Here is a 15,395-nt window from a genome sequence, read left to right as displayed (position 1 = left end):
AGATACGTCAACGCGGGAGCAAGCCCCCGCGCGGCGACATCCTACCAGTTCACCGCCAAACGGCGGTGCACTGGCCGACAACTTGCAGAAATTACTGCTTGTTGTTGTCTTTCACTTCTTCGAACTCGGCGTCCACCACGTCATCGTGCTTGGCTTCCGGCTCGGCCTGCTGCGCGCCGCCCTGAGGCTGTTCGGCCGACTGCTCGGCGTACATTTTCTGGGCAACCGGTGCAGAGACCTTGGACAGCTCTTCGACTTTGGCGTCGATGGCAGCCTTGTCGTCGCCTTTGACGGCGGCTTCCAGGGCAACCACGGCCGCTTCGATGGCAGTCTTTTCTTCAGCGGTGACCTTGTCACCCGCGTCAGCGACCATCTTGCGGGTCGAGTGAACCAGTGCATCACCCTGGTTACGGGCAGCGGCCAGCTCTTCGAACTTGCGGTCTTCCTCGGCATTGGCCTCGGCGTCGCGCACCATGCGCTCGATTTCGTCGTCCGACAGGCCGGAGTTGGCCTTGATGACGATGGACTGCGACTTGCCAGTGGCCTTGTCTTTGGCGCTGACGTGCAGGATGCCGTTGGCGTCGATGTCGAAGGTCACTTCGATCTGCGGCACGCCACGTGGCGCTGGCGGAATGTCAGCCAGGTCGAACTTGCCCAGCGACTTGTTCTGTGCCGCCTGCTTGCGCTCGCCTTGCAGCACGTGAATGGTCACGGCGCCCTGGTTGTCGTCGGCAGTCGAGAACACCTGCGACTTCTTGGTCGGAATGGTGGTGTTCTTCTCGATCAACGAGGTCATCACGCCGCCCATGGTTTCGATACCCAAGGTCAGCGGGCTGACGTCCAGCAGCAGAACGTCCTTCACGTCACCGGCCAATACTGCGCCCTGGATGGCAGCACCCATGGCGACGGCTTCGTCCGGGTTCACGTCCTTGCGCGCTTCCTTGCCGAAGAAGTCGGCAACGGCTTTCTGGACCATCGGCATACGGGTCTGACCGCCGACCAGGATCACGTCGTCGATCTTGCTGGCGTCGATACCGGCGTCCTTGAGCGCGATGCGGCAAGGCTCGATGGTGCGGCTGACCAGGTCTTCGACCAACGATTCCAGCTTGGCGCGGGAAATCTTCACGTTCAGGTGCTTCGGACCGGTTGCATCTGCAGTGATGTACGGCAGGTTGACGTCGGTCGACTGGGCCGAAGACAGCTCGATCTTGGCCTTTTCAGCAGCTTCCTTCAGACGCTGCAGGGCAAGCGGATCGTTCTTCAGGTCCATGCCGGACTCTTTCTTGAACTCGTCGACGAGGTAGTCGATCAGGCGCATGTCGAAGTCTTCGCCACCCAGGAAGGTGTCGCCGTTGGTGGCCAGTACTTCGAACTGGTGCTCGCCGTCGACTTCGGCAATTTCGATGACCGAAACGTCGAAGGTACCACCACCCAGGTCATAGACGATCACGGTGTGGTCGCCCTTGGCCTTGTCCATGCCGTAGGCCAGTGCAGCGGCGGTCGGCTCGTTGATGATGCGCTTGACGTCCAGACCGGCGATGCGACCGGCGTCCTTGGTGGCCTGACGCTGGCTGTCGTTGAAGTAGGCCGGTACGGTGATGACCGCTTCGGTCACAGGCTCGCCGAGGTAGTCTTCGGCGGTCTTCTTCATTTTCTTCAGAACTTCGGCGCTGATCTGCGGTGGCGCCATGTCCTTGCCGCTGGCCTGGACCCAGGCGTCGCCGTTGCTGGCCTTGACGATCTTGTAAGGCACCAGCTTGATGTCTTTCTGCACGACGTCTTCTTCGAAGCGGCGGCCGATCAGGCGCTTGACTGCGAACAGGGTGTTGTGCGGGTTGGTCACGGCCTGGCGCTTGGCCGACTGGCCGACCAGGATTTCGCCGTCGTTGGCGTATGCCACGATCGATGGGGTGGTACGCGCACCCTCGACGTTCTCGATGACCTTGACGTTACCGTTTTCCAGCACGGAGACGCACGAGTTGGTGGTCCCCAGGTCGATACCGATGATCTTGCCCATGTTAACTCTCCCGAAACTTGAATGAGGTAGCAGCGGCTACTGCGGCCAACTGCGGTAATACTTGAAGGCTTGACACCTAGATGGGGATGCCCGAAAGGATTTCAAGCCTTTTCATCGATAGAAGGTTGCGCTGCGCTCGGCGCCTTGCTGACCACCACCATGGCGGGGCGCAGCAGGCGGCCATTGAGCAGGTAGCCCTTCTGGAACACGTTCAGCACGCTGTTGGGTTCGACCTCGGCGTTTTCCTGCATGGCCATGGCCTGGTGGTGCTCAGGGTTGAACGGCTGGCCATGCGGATCGATGGCTTCGAGGTTGTAGCGCTTGAGGGTGTCCTGGAACATCTTCAGGGTCAGCTCGACGCCTTCGCGGATCTGCTTGACGTGTTCGTCCTGGGCGCTGGAGTGAGCTAGGGCCAGTTCCAGGCTGTCGATCACAGGCAGCAGGTCGGTGGAGAACTTCTCCAGGGCGAACTTGTGCGCCTTTTCCACATCCTGCTCGGCACGCCGGCGAATGTTCTGCAGTTCGGCCACGGTACGCAGTGACTGGTCCTTGGCCGCGGCCAGCTGTTCTTCGAGTTCCAGCACGCGGGCATCAGCTGCGTTGTCGGCACCGGTTTGCTCGACGTTGAGGTCTTTCTCGTTCAGCTGCTCATCAGCCATGGGATATCTCCTGCGCAATTTGGTGGACTGCGAGCCAGGCTCGCCGGTGATGTGGCGTATATGGGGCCGGAAAATACAGCTTCAAGGGGCAGCCTGGTTTTTACGCCTTGAAGCGTTTGCGCCAAAAGGGCATTGGCAGGCTGGAAAAAACTACTGTATAAATAACCAGACATGACTTTCTGGAGTCGCCCTCATGCTGGTGCACCTGTCCATCCACAACTACGCCATCGTTGAACACCTCGACCTGGAAATCGCCCGCGGCATGTCCGTGATCACGGGCGAGACAGGTGCGGGCAAGTCGATCATGCTCGATGCCCTGGGCCTGGCCCTGGGCGACCGCGCCGACAGCGGCGTGGTACGTCCCGGCACCGACAAGGCCGACATCCTGGCCACGTTCGACCTGGTCGACATCCCCGAGGCCCACACTTGGCTCGCCGAACGCGACCTGGCCAGCGATGGGCTGTGCATCCTGCGGCGTGTCATCACTGCCGAAGGCCGCAGCCGTGGCTATATCAACGGTACGCCCTGCCCCCTCGGTGACCTCAAGGCTCTGGGCGAGCTGCTGATCGACATCCACAGCCAGCACGAGCACCAGTCCCTGCTCAAGGCCGATACCCACCGGCGCCTGCTCGACGAGTACGCCGGGGCCATCGACCTGGCCCGGCAAGTGCAGATGGCGGCCAAGCGCTGGAACCAGACGCGGCTCGAACTGGAGCGCCTGTCCAATTCCGGCGACGAACAGCGGGCCCGCCACCAACTGCTCAGCTACCAGCTCGAAGAGCTGGACAACCTGGGCCTGGGCGAAAACGAGCTGGAGCACCTGGAGCAGGAGCACAAGAACCTCACCAGCGCCGAGGCCCTGTTCGGCATTTGCCGCCAGGTCATCGACCAATGCAGTGAAAGCGATTCGGGCAATGTGCTTGGCGCGCTCACCTCCAGCCTCAACCGGTTGGGCGCTGCCAGCAACGCCCCCAAGGCCCTGTCGGAAGCGGCCAACCTGATTGCCAGCGCGCAGATTCAGGTGGAAGAAGCCGTGGGCGAACTCAACCGCTTCCTCGACAATTTCGATGCTGACCCCATGCGCCTCCAGGCCCTGGAAGAGCGCCTCGACACTATCTATACCCTGGCGCGCAAACACCGGGTGCACCCCACGGAGCTGCCACACCTGCAGCAGCAGTTGATGGAGGAGCTCGAAGGGCTCAACGCCAGCGATGAATCCCTGGAGCGCCTGGGCGAAGAAATGGCTGCATTCGCTCAGCACTACAAAGAGAAGGCCCGCGAACTGAGCGGGCTGCGCCAGCATGCCGCCAAGCAACTGGCAGAGGCGGTCGAGCAGGAAATCCAGCGCCTGGGCATGCCCGGTGGCCGCTTCTGCATTCAGCTCACGCCCAATGACACGGCCGACCTATCACCCAATGGGCTGGAGCAGATCGAATTGCTGGTCAGCGCCAACCCAGGCCAGCCCCTCAAGGCGCTGTCCAAAGTCGCCTCGGGCGGCGAACTGTCCCGGATCAGCCTGGCGATCCAGGTCATTACGGCACAGACGTCGCGCATCCCTACCCTGGTATTCGACGAAGTGGACGTGGGTATCGGCGGGCCTACGGCGGAAATCGTGGGCCAGCTGTTGCGTCGCCTGGGCGAACGCGGCCAGGTGCTGACCGTCACCCACCTGCCTCAGGTGGCCGCCCAAGGCCATCACCACCTGTTCGTGCACAAGGTCCGCGAGAGCGATACCACGCACACGGCCGTGGCCAGCCTTGGCAAACGCGAGCGGGTCGAAGAAGTGGCGCGCATGCTGGGTGGCATCGACCTGACCAAGGAATCGCTGGCCCATGCGCGCAAGATGGTGGTCAGCGGCAAGGCCTGAGGCACTTCGGCACAGGGCCGGGAGAACGGCCACCACCACCGTTTGCAGAAAAAACAAAGGCGACTCTAGGGTCGCCTTTGCTGTTCGGAACGAAGTAATCGTTACTTCTTCTTACGCACATAAAGGACCAGGTTGTGGTCCACCAGCTCGAAACCGTGCTCTTCGACGATTTCACGCTGACGCTTCTCGATCTCGGCGTCCATGAACTCGATGACTTCACTGGTATCCACGTTGACCATATGGTCGTGGTGACCGCCATCGGCCAGTTCGAACACCGCATGACCGCCGTCGAAGTTGTGGCGAACCACCAGACCCGCTGCTTCGAACTGGGTCAGTACACGGTACACGGTGGCCAGGCCAACATCCTCGCCTGCCTCCATGAGGGCCTTGTACACATCTTCGGCGCTCATGTGACGCTGCTCGGCAGAGTCGAGCATTTGAAGGATCTTGACTCGAGGCAGGGTCACCTTGAGACCGGCTTTGCGCAATTCGCTATTTTCAACCATGGTCAGCTTTCTCGCCGATGCTGCTTCGCAGCTTCTCTTAATACGGGTATGATCGGTGTTTACGTTGTCCAGCCAAGATAGTGGAAGTCGCCCACCGATGCAAAACACCAAGCTCTTGCTAACCAGCCTCACCTTCGTGGGACTGCTCGCACTCGCCGGTTGCTCGTTTCCCGGGGTTTACAAAATCGACATCCAGCAGGGCAATGTCGTCACGCAGGACATGATAGACCAATTGCGTCCGGGAATGACCCGGCGGCAAGTGCGGTTTATCATGGGTAACCCTCTGATTCAGGATACGTTCCACACCAACCGGTGGGACTACCTCTACAGCCTGCAACCTGGTGGCGGTCAGCGCCAACAGGAACGCATGAGCATTTTCTTCAATGAAAGCGACCAGCTGGTAAGCCTGTCTGGCGACTTCATGCCGGGCGTCAGCCGCGACCAGGAAATCCTTGGTGGCAGCGGCGACACCACGGTCAGCCCAGGTGCCAACGGCGAGCAGCCGGCAGCCCAACCGGAAGAAAAACCGGCCAAACCAGGCTCGGTCGAGGAATCCATCCAGCGCGAGATCGACACCATCGAAACCACGCCAGTGCCTACACCGGCACCGCTGGAAACGCGCTAAACGCGCTGATACGAAAAAAGCCCGGACGGTGTCCGGGCTTTTTCATTGCTGCAAGAGACGCTTCCAATCAAGCGTCACCGCTCCCTGCCACTTGAGTGTGGCCATACCTCGATTGCAACCCTTAGGAAGCAGCGTACAACTGCTTGGCACGCTCGCAAAACGCATCCACCAGGGTATTGGCGGCCTGATTGAACAGCGGCCCCAGCGTGGCGCGTACCAATGAGCCGGCATAGTCGAACGACAAGTCCAGGCTGATCTTGCAGGCCTTCTCACCCAAGGGCTTGAACACCCATATGCCATGCAGCTGGGAGAACGGCCCCTCCTCCAGGTTCATCTCGATGGATTGCCCCGGCACCAGCACATTACGGGTAACGAAGTGCTGGCTGATACCGCCTTTGGCCACCTCGAGCTTGGCGCGCATGTGGGTTTCGCTGGCTTCGAGCACCGTCGAGTCGGAACACCAGGGCAAGAAGTCCGGGTAGCTGGCCACATCGTTTACCAGGTCGTACAAGGCCTGGGCGGGGTATGGCAGCAGGGCGGAGCGTTGAATATGGGTAGTCATCCAGGCGTCACTTCCAAGGCTGGGTGGCGGTGCTTCGCAGCATTCCGATTACAGGTTCTGTACCTATGACAGTGCAGGTATTGTCCGGTATTCATTCCAGTGGCTCAAGCACGCAGAAATCCCATAGCGGACGACGCGCGGACTTGCCTATAATGCCGTCCCTATGGCTAAGCAAAAAAAACATCCGACCGGGACCATCGCGCAGAACAAGAAAGCGCGACACGATTACTTCATCGAGCACAAGTTCGAGGCCGGGCTGGTCCTGTCCGGCTGGGAAGTAAAAAGCCTGCGAGCCGGCAAGGCGCACCTCGTTGACAGCTATGTGCTGCTCAAGGACGGTGAGGCCTGGCTGTTCGGCAGCCACATCACCCCGCTGACCACCGCCAGCACCCACGTCATCGCAGACCCCATCCGCACCCGCAAGCTGCTGCTCAACAAGCGTGAGCTCGAGCGCCTCGAAGCAGCCGTGGCGCAGAAGGGTTATACCTGCGTGGCATTGGCGCTGTACTGGAGCAAGCACCTGATCAAGTGCGAAATCGCACTGGGCAAGGGCAAGAAGGAATACGACAAGCGCGATACCGTGCGCGAACGCGATTCCAACCGCGAGCTGCAGCGGGCCGTACGCAACAAGGGCAAGGAAGACTAACGTTTGCCCCCTTCCCCGCCGAGTGATGGTACGGGCAGCTAGTTGCCCGATCTTTTCCTCAAAGGGATGTGTACCTGCCGTGAACAGCACGTCGCCCGCAGCGGCCTGCTGTTCACGCGCACACTCGCCTGCACAAATACCCTTAGTGCCCGTTGCGTCGCTCCGCCCGCGCGACCCGCTGCGCCTCTTCGTGCGCCTCTTCAAGCACCTCCTGCACGTACAGAATGTGCCGGCTGGACACCTCCCGCGCATCCTCGGCCCGACCTTCGACAATCGCCAGGTACAACTCCCGGTGCTGACTGATCAGCATGTCGCGCGTTTCGCTGCGTTGCTGATACATGCCCCCGATGTTGGTGACCACGTTGCGCTTGAGCAAGTCGAACAACCCGCGGATGGTATGCAGCAGCACGGCATTGTGACTGGCCTCGGCAATGGCCAGGTGAAAACGCGCATCGGCGGCGCCTTCTTCGGCCCGTGTGACCTCCCCTGCCCGCGCGTAGCAGTCCTGCAGCACGTCGAACGCCTCCTTCAAGCGAGCCCGGTCGGGTGCAGTGGCGCGCTGGGCAGCGTAATAGGCACAAGACGCCTCCAGGGTGTGGCGGAACTCCAGCAGGTCGTGTTGCGCCTGGGGGCTGTGTTCGAGCAGTTGCAACAACGGGTCGCTGAACGTGGAGCCCAGCGACTGCGCCACATAGTTGCCGCCGCCCTGCTTGCTGACCAGCAAGCCCTTGGCCACCAGCTTCTGGATCGCTTCGCGCAGCGACGGGCGTGACACCCCGAACTGCTCGGCCAGCACGCGTTCGGCCGGCAGCCGCTGGCCCGACGTCAACGTGCCTTCCAGAATCATCCCTTCCAACCGATCGACAATGTCGTCGGACAGGCGCCGCTGGCGGACCTGATCAAAAACCATCACACGCTCTCCACGAATCCCGGCTGATATCCGGGGCATCCATTCTCGCCGATCCGCAGCCGGCCGACACCCACCAGCGCTCGTTTTTCATGCCACATCACCTGCCCGCTTATCGGCATTCGACCAAAGTGCTGCCTCGGACAAATTGACACACCCCCGTGTGCGCTTTTAACCTAGCGGCGAGCCATTGTAAATTGGTCTTACCAATTATCCAGGGCCAGCGCATGACCAACAACAATTAGGGGCCACCCCATATGCAAACCTGGCAACAACTCTACAGCCCGCTGGGCAGTCTCGGCCTGTCCGCCCTGGCGGCGGTCATCCCCATCGTGTTCTTCTTCCTGGCCCTGGCCGTCTTCCGCCTCAAAGGCCACGTCGCCGGCAGCATCACCTTGGGTCTGTCGATCCTGGTGGCGATCTTCGCCTTCAAGATGCCTGTCGACATGGCTCTGGCCGCTGCCGGCTACGGCTTCCTCTATGGTCTGTGGCCCATCGCCTGGATCATCGTCGCGGCCGTGTTCCTGTACAAACTCACGGTCAAGAGCGGCCAGTTCGAGGTGATCCGCAGCTCGGTGCTGTCGATCACCGACGACCAGCGCTTGCAGGTGCTGCTGATCGGTTTCTGCTTCGGCGCCTTCCTGGAAGGGGCGGCCGGCTTTGGTGCGCCGGTAGCGATCACCGCCGCGCTGCTGGTGGGCCTTGGCTTCAACCCGCTGTACGCCGCAGGCCTGTGCCTGATCGCCAACACCGCACCGGTCGCTTTCGGCGCGCTGGGCATCCCGATCATCGTGGCAGGCCAGGTCACCGGCATCGACGCCTTCCACATCGGCGCCATGACCGGTCGCCAGCTGCCGTTGCTGTCGCTGTTCGTGCCTTTCTGGCTGGTGTTCATGATGGACGGCCTGCGCGGCGTGAAAGAAACCTGGCCCGCAGCCCTGGTGGCCGGCCTGAGCTTCGCCGTCACCCAGTATTTCACCTCGAACTTCATCGGCCCGGAACTGCCGGACATCACCTCGGCCCTGGCCAGCCTGATCGCCCTGACCCTGTTCCTGAAAGTGTGGCAGCCCAAGCGTTCGTTCGCAGCGGCCACCGGCAGCGTTGGCGCGGCCGTGGTGCAAACCGGTGGCAGCCAGCCAAGCCCCTACAGCCTGGGTGAAATCTTCAAAGCCTGGTCGCCGTTCCTGATTCTCACGGTGCTGGTCACGATCTGGACCCTCAAGCCCTTCAAGGCCGCGTTCGCCCCGGGCGGTGCGATGTACAACTTCGTGTTCAACTTCGCCATCCCGCACCTCGACCAACTGGTGATCAAGACCGCCCCCATCGTGGCCGCGCCTACGGCCATGCCGGCCGTGTTCAAGCTCGACCCGATTTCTGCCACGGGCACCGCGATTTTCCTGTCGGCGCTGATCTCCATGGCCGTGCTCAAGATCAACCTCAAAACTGGTCTGACCACTTTGAAGGAAACGCTGTACGAGCTGCGCTGGCCCATTTTGTCCATCGGCATGGTGCTGGCCTTCGCCTTCGTGACCAACTACTCCGGCATGTCCTCGACCATGGCCCTGGTACTGGCTGGCACCGGCGCGGCGTTCCCGTTCTTCTCGCCGTTCCTGGGCTGGCTGGGGGTGTTCCTGACCGGTTCGGACACCTCCTCCAATGCCCTGTTCAGCTCGTTGCAAGCCACCACCGCGCACCAGATCGGCGTGAACGACACCCTGCTGGTTGCAGCCAACACCAGTGGCGGCGTGACCGGCAAGATGATCTCGCCGCAGTCGATCGCCGTGGCGTGCGCCGCCACCGGCCTTGTGGGCAAGGAGTCCGACCTGTTCCGCTTCACCGTCAAGCACAGCCTGTTCTTCGCCACCATCGTCGGCCTGATCACCTTGGTGCAGGCCTACTGGCTGACCGGCATGCTGGTTCATCACTAAAGTGAAAGGGGCCGGGCAGCACACATTGCCCGGCCTTACTCACCTGCCAAGCTGCGAGAGCCCATGATCATTTCTGCCTCTACCGATTACCGCGCCGCCGCCCAGCGCAAGTTGCCGCCCTTCTTGTTCCACTATGCCGACGGCGGCGCCTACGCCGAGTACACGCTGCGCCACAACGTTTCGGACCTGGCCAGCATCGCCCTGCGCCAGCGCGTGCTGAAGAACATGTCCGAACTCAGCCTGCAGACCGAGCTGTTCGGTGAAACCCTGAGCATGCCCGTGGCCCTGGCCCCGGTCGGCCTGACCGGCATGTACGCCCGTCGTGGCGAAGTGCAGGCGGCCCGTGCGGCGGCCGCCCACGGCATCCCGTTCACGATGTCCACCGTTTCGGTCTGCCCCATCGAAGAAGTGGCCCCGGCCATCGACCGGCCGATGTGGTTCCAGCTGTACGTGCTCAAGGACCGCGGCTTCATGCGCAATGCCCTGGAGCGCGCCAAGGCCGCCGGCGTTCGCACCCTGGTGTTCACCGTCGACATGCCTACTCCCGGCGCCCGCTACCGTGATGCCCACTCGGGCATGAGCGGCAAGAACGGCCCGCTGCGGCGTATGCTGCAAGCCATGACCCACCCGCAGTGGGCATGGGACGTGGGCGTCATGGGCCGCCCGCACGACTTGGGCAACATCTCCACCTACCGGGGCAACCCCACGGGCCTGGCCGACTACATCGGCTGGCTGGCCAACAACTTCGACCCGTCCATTTCCTGGCGCGACCTGGAGTGGATCCGCGAGTTCTGGGACGGCCCGATGATCATCAAAGGCATCCTCGACGCCGACGATGCCCGCGATGCGGTCAAGTTCGGCGCCGACGGCATCGTCGTGTCCAACCACGGTGGCCGCCAGCTCGACGGCGTGCTGTCCAGTGCCCGCGCCTTGCCGGCGATTGCCGACGCGGTGAAGGGCGACCTGAAGATCCTGGCTGACTCCGGCATTCGCAGCGGCCTGGACGTGGTGCGCATGATCGCCCTGGGCGCGGACACCGTGCTGATCGGCCGGGCCTTCCTGTATGCCCTGGCAGTTCATGGCCAGGCGGGGGTGAAGAACCTGCTGGAGCTGTTCGAGAAAGAAATGCGCGTGGCCATGGTGCTGACCGGCACCAAGTCCATCGGCGAGATCACCCGCGACTCGCTGGTACGCGAACTGGGCGCCTGAGCGCCTGCCTGAAACACCGCCTGATTACCGGGGCACGCGCCGCACCAGACGTCGCGGCCCCGCGAGGAGACTGCATGAGCCTGCCTGCTGCGTTTCTGCGCGATGCCGAGCGCCTGATACCTGCCGAGCGTCGCTTCGACGACCCGACCTCTACCCTGGCCTTCGGCACCGATGCCAGCTTCTATCGCCTGATCCCCAAGCTGGTGGTGCGCGTGGAGTCCGAAGCCGAGGTGGTCGGCCTGATCAAGCTGGCCCAGCGTGAGCGAGTGCCCATCACCTTCCGCGCTGCCGGCACCAGCTTGTCCGGCCAGGCCATCAGCGATTCGGTTCTGATCGTACTGGGCGATAACTGGAACGGGCGCGAGGTGCGCGGCCAGGGCGAGCAGATCAGGCTGCAGCCGGGAGTCATCGGCGCACAGGCCAATGCCTGGCTGGCGCCATTCGGGCGCAAGATCGGCCCGGACCCCGCCTCGATCAATGCCTGCAAGATAGGCGGCATCGTTGCCAACAACGCCAGCGGCATGTGCTGCGGCACGGCGCAGAACACCTACCACACCCTGGCCGGCCTGCGCCTGGTGCTGGCCGACGGCACCTGCCTGGACAGCGAGGACCCGGCCAGCGTCGCGGCCTTCCAGAAAAGCCACGCCCCCTTGCTCGACGCCCTCGCCCGCCTGGGCCGGGAGACCCGCGCCAACACGGCCCTGGCCGAGCGCATCCGGCACAAGTACCGGCTCAAGAACACCACTGGCCTGTCGCTCAATGCCCTGGTGGATTTCGACCAGCCGCTCGACATCCTGCAGCACCTGCTGGTCGGCTCCGAGGGCACCCTGGGTTTCATCAGCGCGGTGACCTACGACACCGTGCCCGACCACCCACACAAGGCCAGCGCCCTGCTGGTGTTCCCCAGTGTCGAAAGCTGCTGCCGCGCCGTGCCGATCCTCAAGCGCCAGCCCGTGTCGGCGGTGGAGTTGCTGGACCGGCGCAGCCTGCGCTCGGTGCAGGACATGGCCGGCATGCCGGTGTGGGTCAAGGGCCTGTCGGCCAATGCCTGCGCGCTGTTGATCGAATCCCGCGCCGCCAGCCAGACCCTGCTGCACGAGCAGGTGCACCAGGTGATGGCCTCGATTGGCGAGTTCCCCCTGGAACAGCAAGTGGATTTCAGCGAAGACCCGGTGGTGTACAACCAGCTGTGGAAGATCCGCAAGGACACCTTCCCCGCCGTGGGCGCCGTGCGCCAGACCGGCACCACGGTCATCATCGAAGACGTCACCTTCCCCGTCGAGCAACTGGCCGAGGGCGTCAACCGCCTGATCCAGCTGTTCGACCAGCACCGCTACGACGAGGCGATCATTTTCGGCCATGCGCTGGAAGGCAACCTGCATTTTGTCTTCACCCAGGGTTTCAACAGCGCCGAGGAGGTGGCTCGCTACCAGGCTTTCATGGACGACGTGGCGCAGTTGGTGGCCGTGGAGTTCGGCGGCTCGCTCAAGGCCGAGCACGGCACCGGCCGCAACATGGCGCCCTTCGTGGCGCTCGAATGGGGGCATGATGCCTACCAGCTGATGTGGCAGCTCAAGCGCCTGCTCGACCCCAACGGCATTCTCAACCCTGATGTGGTGCTCAGCGAAGACCCGGCCATTCACCTCAAGCACCTCAAGCCGCTACCGGCTGCCGACGTGATCGTCGACAAGTGTATCGAATGCGGTTTCTGCGAGCCGGTGTGCCCGTCCAAGGGGCTGACCCTCAGCCCGCGCCAGCGCATCGTCATGTGGCGGGATATCCAGGCCAAGGAACGCAACGGCCAGGATACCCGCGCCCTGCGCGACACCTTCCAGTACCAGGGCATGGACACCTGCGCTGCCACGGGGCTGTGTGCCCAGCGCTGCCCGGTGGGCATCAACACCGGCGAGCTGGTCAAGAAGCTGCGCGCCCAGGCGGCCGAACATGGCAAGGCCGCCGACTGGTTGGCCGAACACTTCAAGACGGCCATGGGCGGCGCGCGCCTGTCCCTGACCGCCGCCAATACAGCCCGCAAGCTACTGGGCGCGCCTCGTCTTAACCGCTTGAGCGCCGCCCTGAGCAAGACCAGCAAAGGCCGCGTGCCCCGCTGGACCCCGGCGATGCCCCAGCCTCTGCGCCCTGTGCGCGTAGGTGAGGCGAGCAACGACCCGCGCCCGCGCGTGGTTTACCTGGCTGCCTGCGTGTCCAAGGTCATGGGCCCTGCGTATGCCGATCGCGAGCAGAGCTCGTTGCTGGACAAGACCCGCAGCCTGTTGGAGAAAGCGGGGTATCAGGTCGTCTTCCCAGAGAATGCCGAAAGCCTGTGCTGCGGCCAGCCCTTCGCCTCCAAAGGCTATCCCGAGCAGGCTGAACACAAGCGCCAGGAGCTGATCAATGCCTTGCTGCACGCCAGCCGTGGCGGCCTGGACCCGATCTATTGCGACACCAGCCCCTGCACGTTGCGCCTGGTCCAGGACCTGGGGGATACCCGTTTGGACCTGTACGACCCCGTGCGTTTCATCCGCACGCACCTGGTCGACCGGCTCACCTTCACCCCGCAGGATGAACCGGTGGCCGTGCATGTGACCTGCAGTACGCAGCACCTGGGCGAAAGCCAGGCCCTGATCGACCTGGCGCGACGGTGCAGCACCCAGGTGGTGATACCGGAAGGCATTCATTGCTGCGGGTTTGCTGGCGACAAGGGCTTCACCACCCCGGAGCTCAATGCCCATGCCTTGCGCAGCCTGAAAGATGCCGTGCAGTACTGTGGTGAGGGCATTTCTACCAGCCGCACCTGTGAGATTGGCTTGTCGACCCACAGTGGCATCGATTATCACGGGTTGGTGTACCTGGTGGACCGGGTGACCCAGGCGCGGTAGCTGGGGCCCCGCGTTCGATGCTGGGAACCTGGGGCCGCTGCGCGGCCCATCGCGGCACTAGGCCGCTTGTATGGTTAGACTTGAAGGGGTGGTGGGACGCGAAAGCCGATTCTGACTGTCAGCAGCAGTACAGACTGTGGGAGACATCGCCCCACCCCTTCCACCAAAGCGCCGATAAAGAATGCATCGTTTTTGAACGACGATAGAAGCAAGCCAGCGCCTCTTGGTGAAACCCCCTTCAAGCCCTAGAACCATAACGTGAGGAGCCACCCATGGCAATGCAGGTAGATCGGTTAATCGTGGGTGTAGATGTCGCAAAAGCGGAGCTGGTTATTCATCACGACGACCGCGATGAAATTATCAAGATTAAAAACGCTAAGCCAGAAATCAAGAAGTGGCTCAAACAGCAAGCGGCCCACACGGCGATCGCCGTTGAGGCTACCAATGTCTACCACTTGGACTTGGTTGAACTAGCCCACGGGATGGGTTTTCAGGTTTATGTCGTCGACGGATTCCAGTTAAACAACTACAGAAAAGGTGTCGGGGGACGTGTAAAGACTGATCCATCTGATGCTCGACTACTATCCCGTTTCCTTAGGAACGAAGGTAACGAACTCCGGCCCTGGAGCCCTCCGCCAGCCGTCTACGGCAAGCTCCAGAGCCTGCTGCGGCGCCGGGCGGCTTTGGTGACTGCGCGCACTGCGATGACCCAAAGTTGGGCCAACGAAAATCTGCTTAGAGCCGCCTTCGAGACCTTTGTGAAATCGATTGATCGGCTGGACCAGTTGATCCAAAAGAAACTGAAAGAAGTGCTGCGCGAGGCTGGATTGCAGGAGCAAGTTGCACGTTGCCAGGCAGTGGAAGGAATCGGTTTTCTCACCGCCACCGCATTGGTAATGGCATTTGTGAGAGGTGAATTTAAGAGCAGCGACTCATACATCGCCTTTTTGGGGATGGACTTGAGAGTGAGCGATTCTGGGCAGAAGAATGGACGTCGCCGTCTTACCAAGCGCGGCTGCTCGGAGATCCGTCGTCTACTTCATAACGCTGCGATGGCAGCCAGCCGATCGGCGGCATGGAAAGAGCTTTATGAGAAACAGCGCACGGCAGGAAAAGCGACGACCCAAGCACTGGTGATTTTGGCTAGGAAACTTGCGCGGGTGGCGTTCGCCCTGATGAGAAATCAGGACGAATATGTCACCAGAAAGGGGAAACTGGCTTGCTGAAAACCATAGAATCTCCCACAGCAGATCCGAGCAGTATTCGAATACGCAAAACCCAGTGGGAGCGGCCTCGCGCCGCGATGGGCCACGCAGCGGCCCCGGCGATCTTCATCCGATACCTAACGGCACAGCAAACTCAGCAACAAGAAAGGGCTGCCAAGCAGCCCTTCCACACAGGTTATAAAACCTGCATCAAACCCGACACCTCCCGCCGCAGCTCCAAACCCAGTGGGAGCGGCCTCGCGCCGCGATGGGCCGCGCAGCGGCCCCGGTGATCTTCATCCGATACCCAACGGCACAGCAAACTCAGCAACAAGAAAGGGCTGCCAGGCAGCCCTTCCACACAGGTTATAAAACCTGCATCAAA

The 15,395-nt window shown here is 62.2% G+C and carries 12 protein-coding genes; 7 read left to right on the top strand and 5 right to left on the bottom strand.

Going from position 1 to position 15,395, the window contains the following annotated elements:
* Positions 1-91: 91 nt before the first annotated feature.
* Both dnaK and grpE read right to left on the bottom strand, forming a co-directional pair.
* The gene (dnaK, locus tag CWR53_RS03650; RefSeq protein WP_058604768.1) at positions 92-2,017 is read right to left on the bottom strand and encodes a molecular chaperone DnaK; all 1,926 of its coding nucleotides are present in this window, start codon (positions 2,015-2,017) and stop codon (positions 92-94) included.
* 101 nt (positions 2,018-2,118) lie between these two features.
* On the bottom strand, positions 2,119-2,676 hold the full coding sequence (gene grpE, locus CWR53_RS03645) for a nucleotide exchange factor GrpE (protein WP_027915422.1): 558 nt from the start codon (positions 2,674-2,676) through the stop codon (positions 2,119-2,121).
* A 193-nt stretch (positions 2,677-2,869) separates the two neighbouring features.
* Here grpE and recN point away from each other — a divergent pair, with 193 nt between their 5' ends.
* Positions 2,870-4,543, top strand: coding sequence for a DNA repair protein RecN (recN, locus tag CWR53_RS03640; RefSeq protein ID WP_023533129.1), 1,674 nt, complete (start codon positions 2,870-2,872; stop codon positions 4,541-4,543).
* A gap of 101 nt (positions 4,544-4,644) precedes the next feature.
* Here the strand turns inward: recN and fur are convergent, their stop codons facing one another.
* Positions 4,645-5,049 carry a ferric iron uptake transcriptional regulator gene (fur, locus tag CWR53_RS03635; RefSeq protein ID WP_023533128.1) on the bottom strand — a complete coding sequence of 135 codons (405 nt, stop codon included), beginning with the start codon at positions 5,047-5,049 and terminating at the stop codon, positions 4,645-4,647.
* Between the two features lie 97 nt (positions 5,050-5,146).
* Between fur and CWR53_RS03630 the strand changes: the two genes are divergently transcribed.
* Positions 5,147-5,674, top strand: coding sequence for an outer membrane protein assembly factor BamE (locus CWR53_RS03630; protein WP_023533140.1), 528 nt, complete (start codon positions 5,147-5,149; stop codon positions 5,672-5,674).
* Positions 5,675-5,795: 121 nt separating this feature from the next.
* On the opposite strand, the gene CWR53_RS03625 is transcribed toward CWR53_RS03630, so the two are convergent.
* A complete protein-coding gene (locus CWR53_RS03625; protein ID WP_023533169.1) occupies positions 5,796-6,236 on the bottom strand; it encodes a type II toxin-antitoxin system RatA family toxin in 441 nt (146 codons plus the stop codon).
* A 163-nt stretch (positions 6,237-6,399) separates the two neighbouring features.
* Here CWR53_RS03625 and smpB point away from each other — a divergent pair, with 163 nt between their 5' ends.
* Entirely contained in the window at positions 6,400-6,882 is a 483-nt protein-coding gene (gene smpB / locus CWR53_RS03620; RefSeq protein ID WP_023533119.1) for an SsrA-binding protein SmpB, read from the top strand.
* Between the two features lie 142 nt (positions 6,883-7,024).
* On the opposite strand, the gene CWR53_RS03615 is transcribed toward smpB, so the two are convergent.
* Positions 7,025-7,792, bottom strand: coding sequence for an FCD domain-containing protein (locus CWR53_RS03615; RefSeq protein WP_058604769.1), 768 nt, complete (start codon positions 7,790-7,792; stop codon positions 7,025-7,027).
* 254 nt (positions 7,793-8,046) lie between these two features.
* Here CWR53_RS03615 and CWR53_RS03610 point away from each other — a divergent pair, with 254 nt between their 5' ends.
* From CWR53_RS03610 to CWR53_RS03595, 4 genes are all read left to right on the top strand, one after another.
* Complete coding sequence (locus tag CWR53_RS03610; RefSeq protein WP_100850853.1) at positions 8,047-9,717, top strand: lactate permease LctP family transporter; 1,671 nt, start codon at positions 8,047-8,049, stop codon at positions 9,715-9,717.
* Between the two features lie 63 nt (positions 9,718-9,780).
* Positions 9,781-10,926, top strand: coding sequence for an FMN-dependent L-lactate dehydrogenase LldD (gene lldD, locus CWR53_RS03605; RefSeq protein ID WP_100850852.1), 1,146 nt, complete (start codon positions 9,781-9,783; stop codon positions 10,924-10,926).
* A gap of 74 nt (positions 10,927-11,000) precedes the next feature.
* Entirely contained in the window at positions 11,001-13,805 is a 2,805-nt protein-coding gene (locus CWR53_RS03600; RefSeq protein WP_100850851.1) for an FAD-binding and (Fe-S)-binding domain-containing protein, read from the top strand.
* A gap of 272 nt (positions 13,806-14,077) precedes the next feature.
* Positions 14,078-15,031, top strand: coding sequence for a transposase (locus CWR53_RS03595; RefSeq protein ID WP_100850623.1), 954 nt, complete (start codon positions 14,078-14,080; stop codon positions 15,029-15,031).
* The last annotated feature ends 364 nt before the right edge of the window (positions 15,032-15,395 follow it).

It is taken from the genome of Pseudomonas sp. SGAir0191, from assembly GCF_002812565.2.
Lineage (GTDB): Bacteria > Pseudomonadota > Gammaproteobacteria > Pseudomonadales > Pseudomonadaceae > Aquipseudomonas > Aquipseudomonas parafulva_B.
Note: the sequence above shows the minus strand (reverse complement) of the source record. Positions and strands in the feature narration are given on the sequence as shown.

Excerpts from the sequence above, each read along its gene's own strand:
- recN (WP_023533129.1), top strand. The coding sequence starts at position 2,870 with ATGCTGGTGCACCTGTCCATCCACAACTACGCCATCGTTGAACACCTC.
- CWR53_RS03615 (WP_058604769.1), bottom strand. The coding sequence starts at position 7,792 with ATGGTTTTTGATCAGGTCCGCCAGCGGCGCCTGTCCGACGACATTGTC.
- fur (WP_023533128.1), bottom strand. The coding sequence starts at position 5,049 with ATGGTTGAAAATAGCGAATTGCGCAAAGCCGGTCTCAAGGTGACCCTG.
- CWR53_RS03625 (WP_023533169.1), bottom strand. The coding sequence starts at position 6,236 with ATGACTACCCATATTCAACGCTCCGCCCTGCTGCCATACCCCGCCCAG.
- CWR53_RS03610 (WP_100850853.1), top strand. The coding sequence starts at position 8,047 with ATGCAAACCTGGCAACAACTCTACAGCCCGCTGGGCAGTCTCGGCCTG.
- dnaK (WP_058604768.1), bottom strand. The coding sequence starts at position 2,017 with ATGGGCAAGATCATCGGTATCGACCTGGGGACCACCAACTCGTGCGTC.
- smpB (WP_023533119.1), top strand. The coding sequence starts at position 6,400 with ATGGCTAAGCAAAAAAAACATCCGACCGGGACCATCGCGCAGAACAAG.
- CWR53_RS03630 (WP_023533140.1), top strand. The coding sequence starts at position 5,147 with ATGCAAAACACCAAGCTCTTGCTAACCAGCCTCACCTTCGTGGGACTG.
- grpE (WP_027915422.1), bottom strand. The coding sequence starts at position 2,676 with ATGGCTGATGAGCAGCTGAACGAGAAAGACCTCAACGTCGAGCAAACC.
- CWR53_RS03600 (WP_100850851.1), top strand. The coding sequence starts at position 11,001 with ATGAGCCTGCCTGCTGCGTTTCTGCGCGATGCCGAGCGCCTGATACCT.
- lldD (WP_100850852.1), top strand. The coding sequence starts at position 9,781 with ATGATCATTTCTGCCTCTACCGATTACCGCGCCGCCGCCCAGCGCAAG.
- CWR53_RS03595 (WP_100850623.1), top strand. The coding sequence starts at position 14,078 with ATGGCAATGCAGGTAGATCGGTTAATCGTGGGTGTAGATGTCGCAAAA.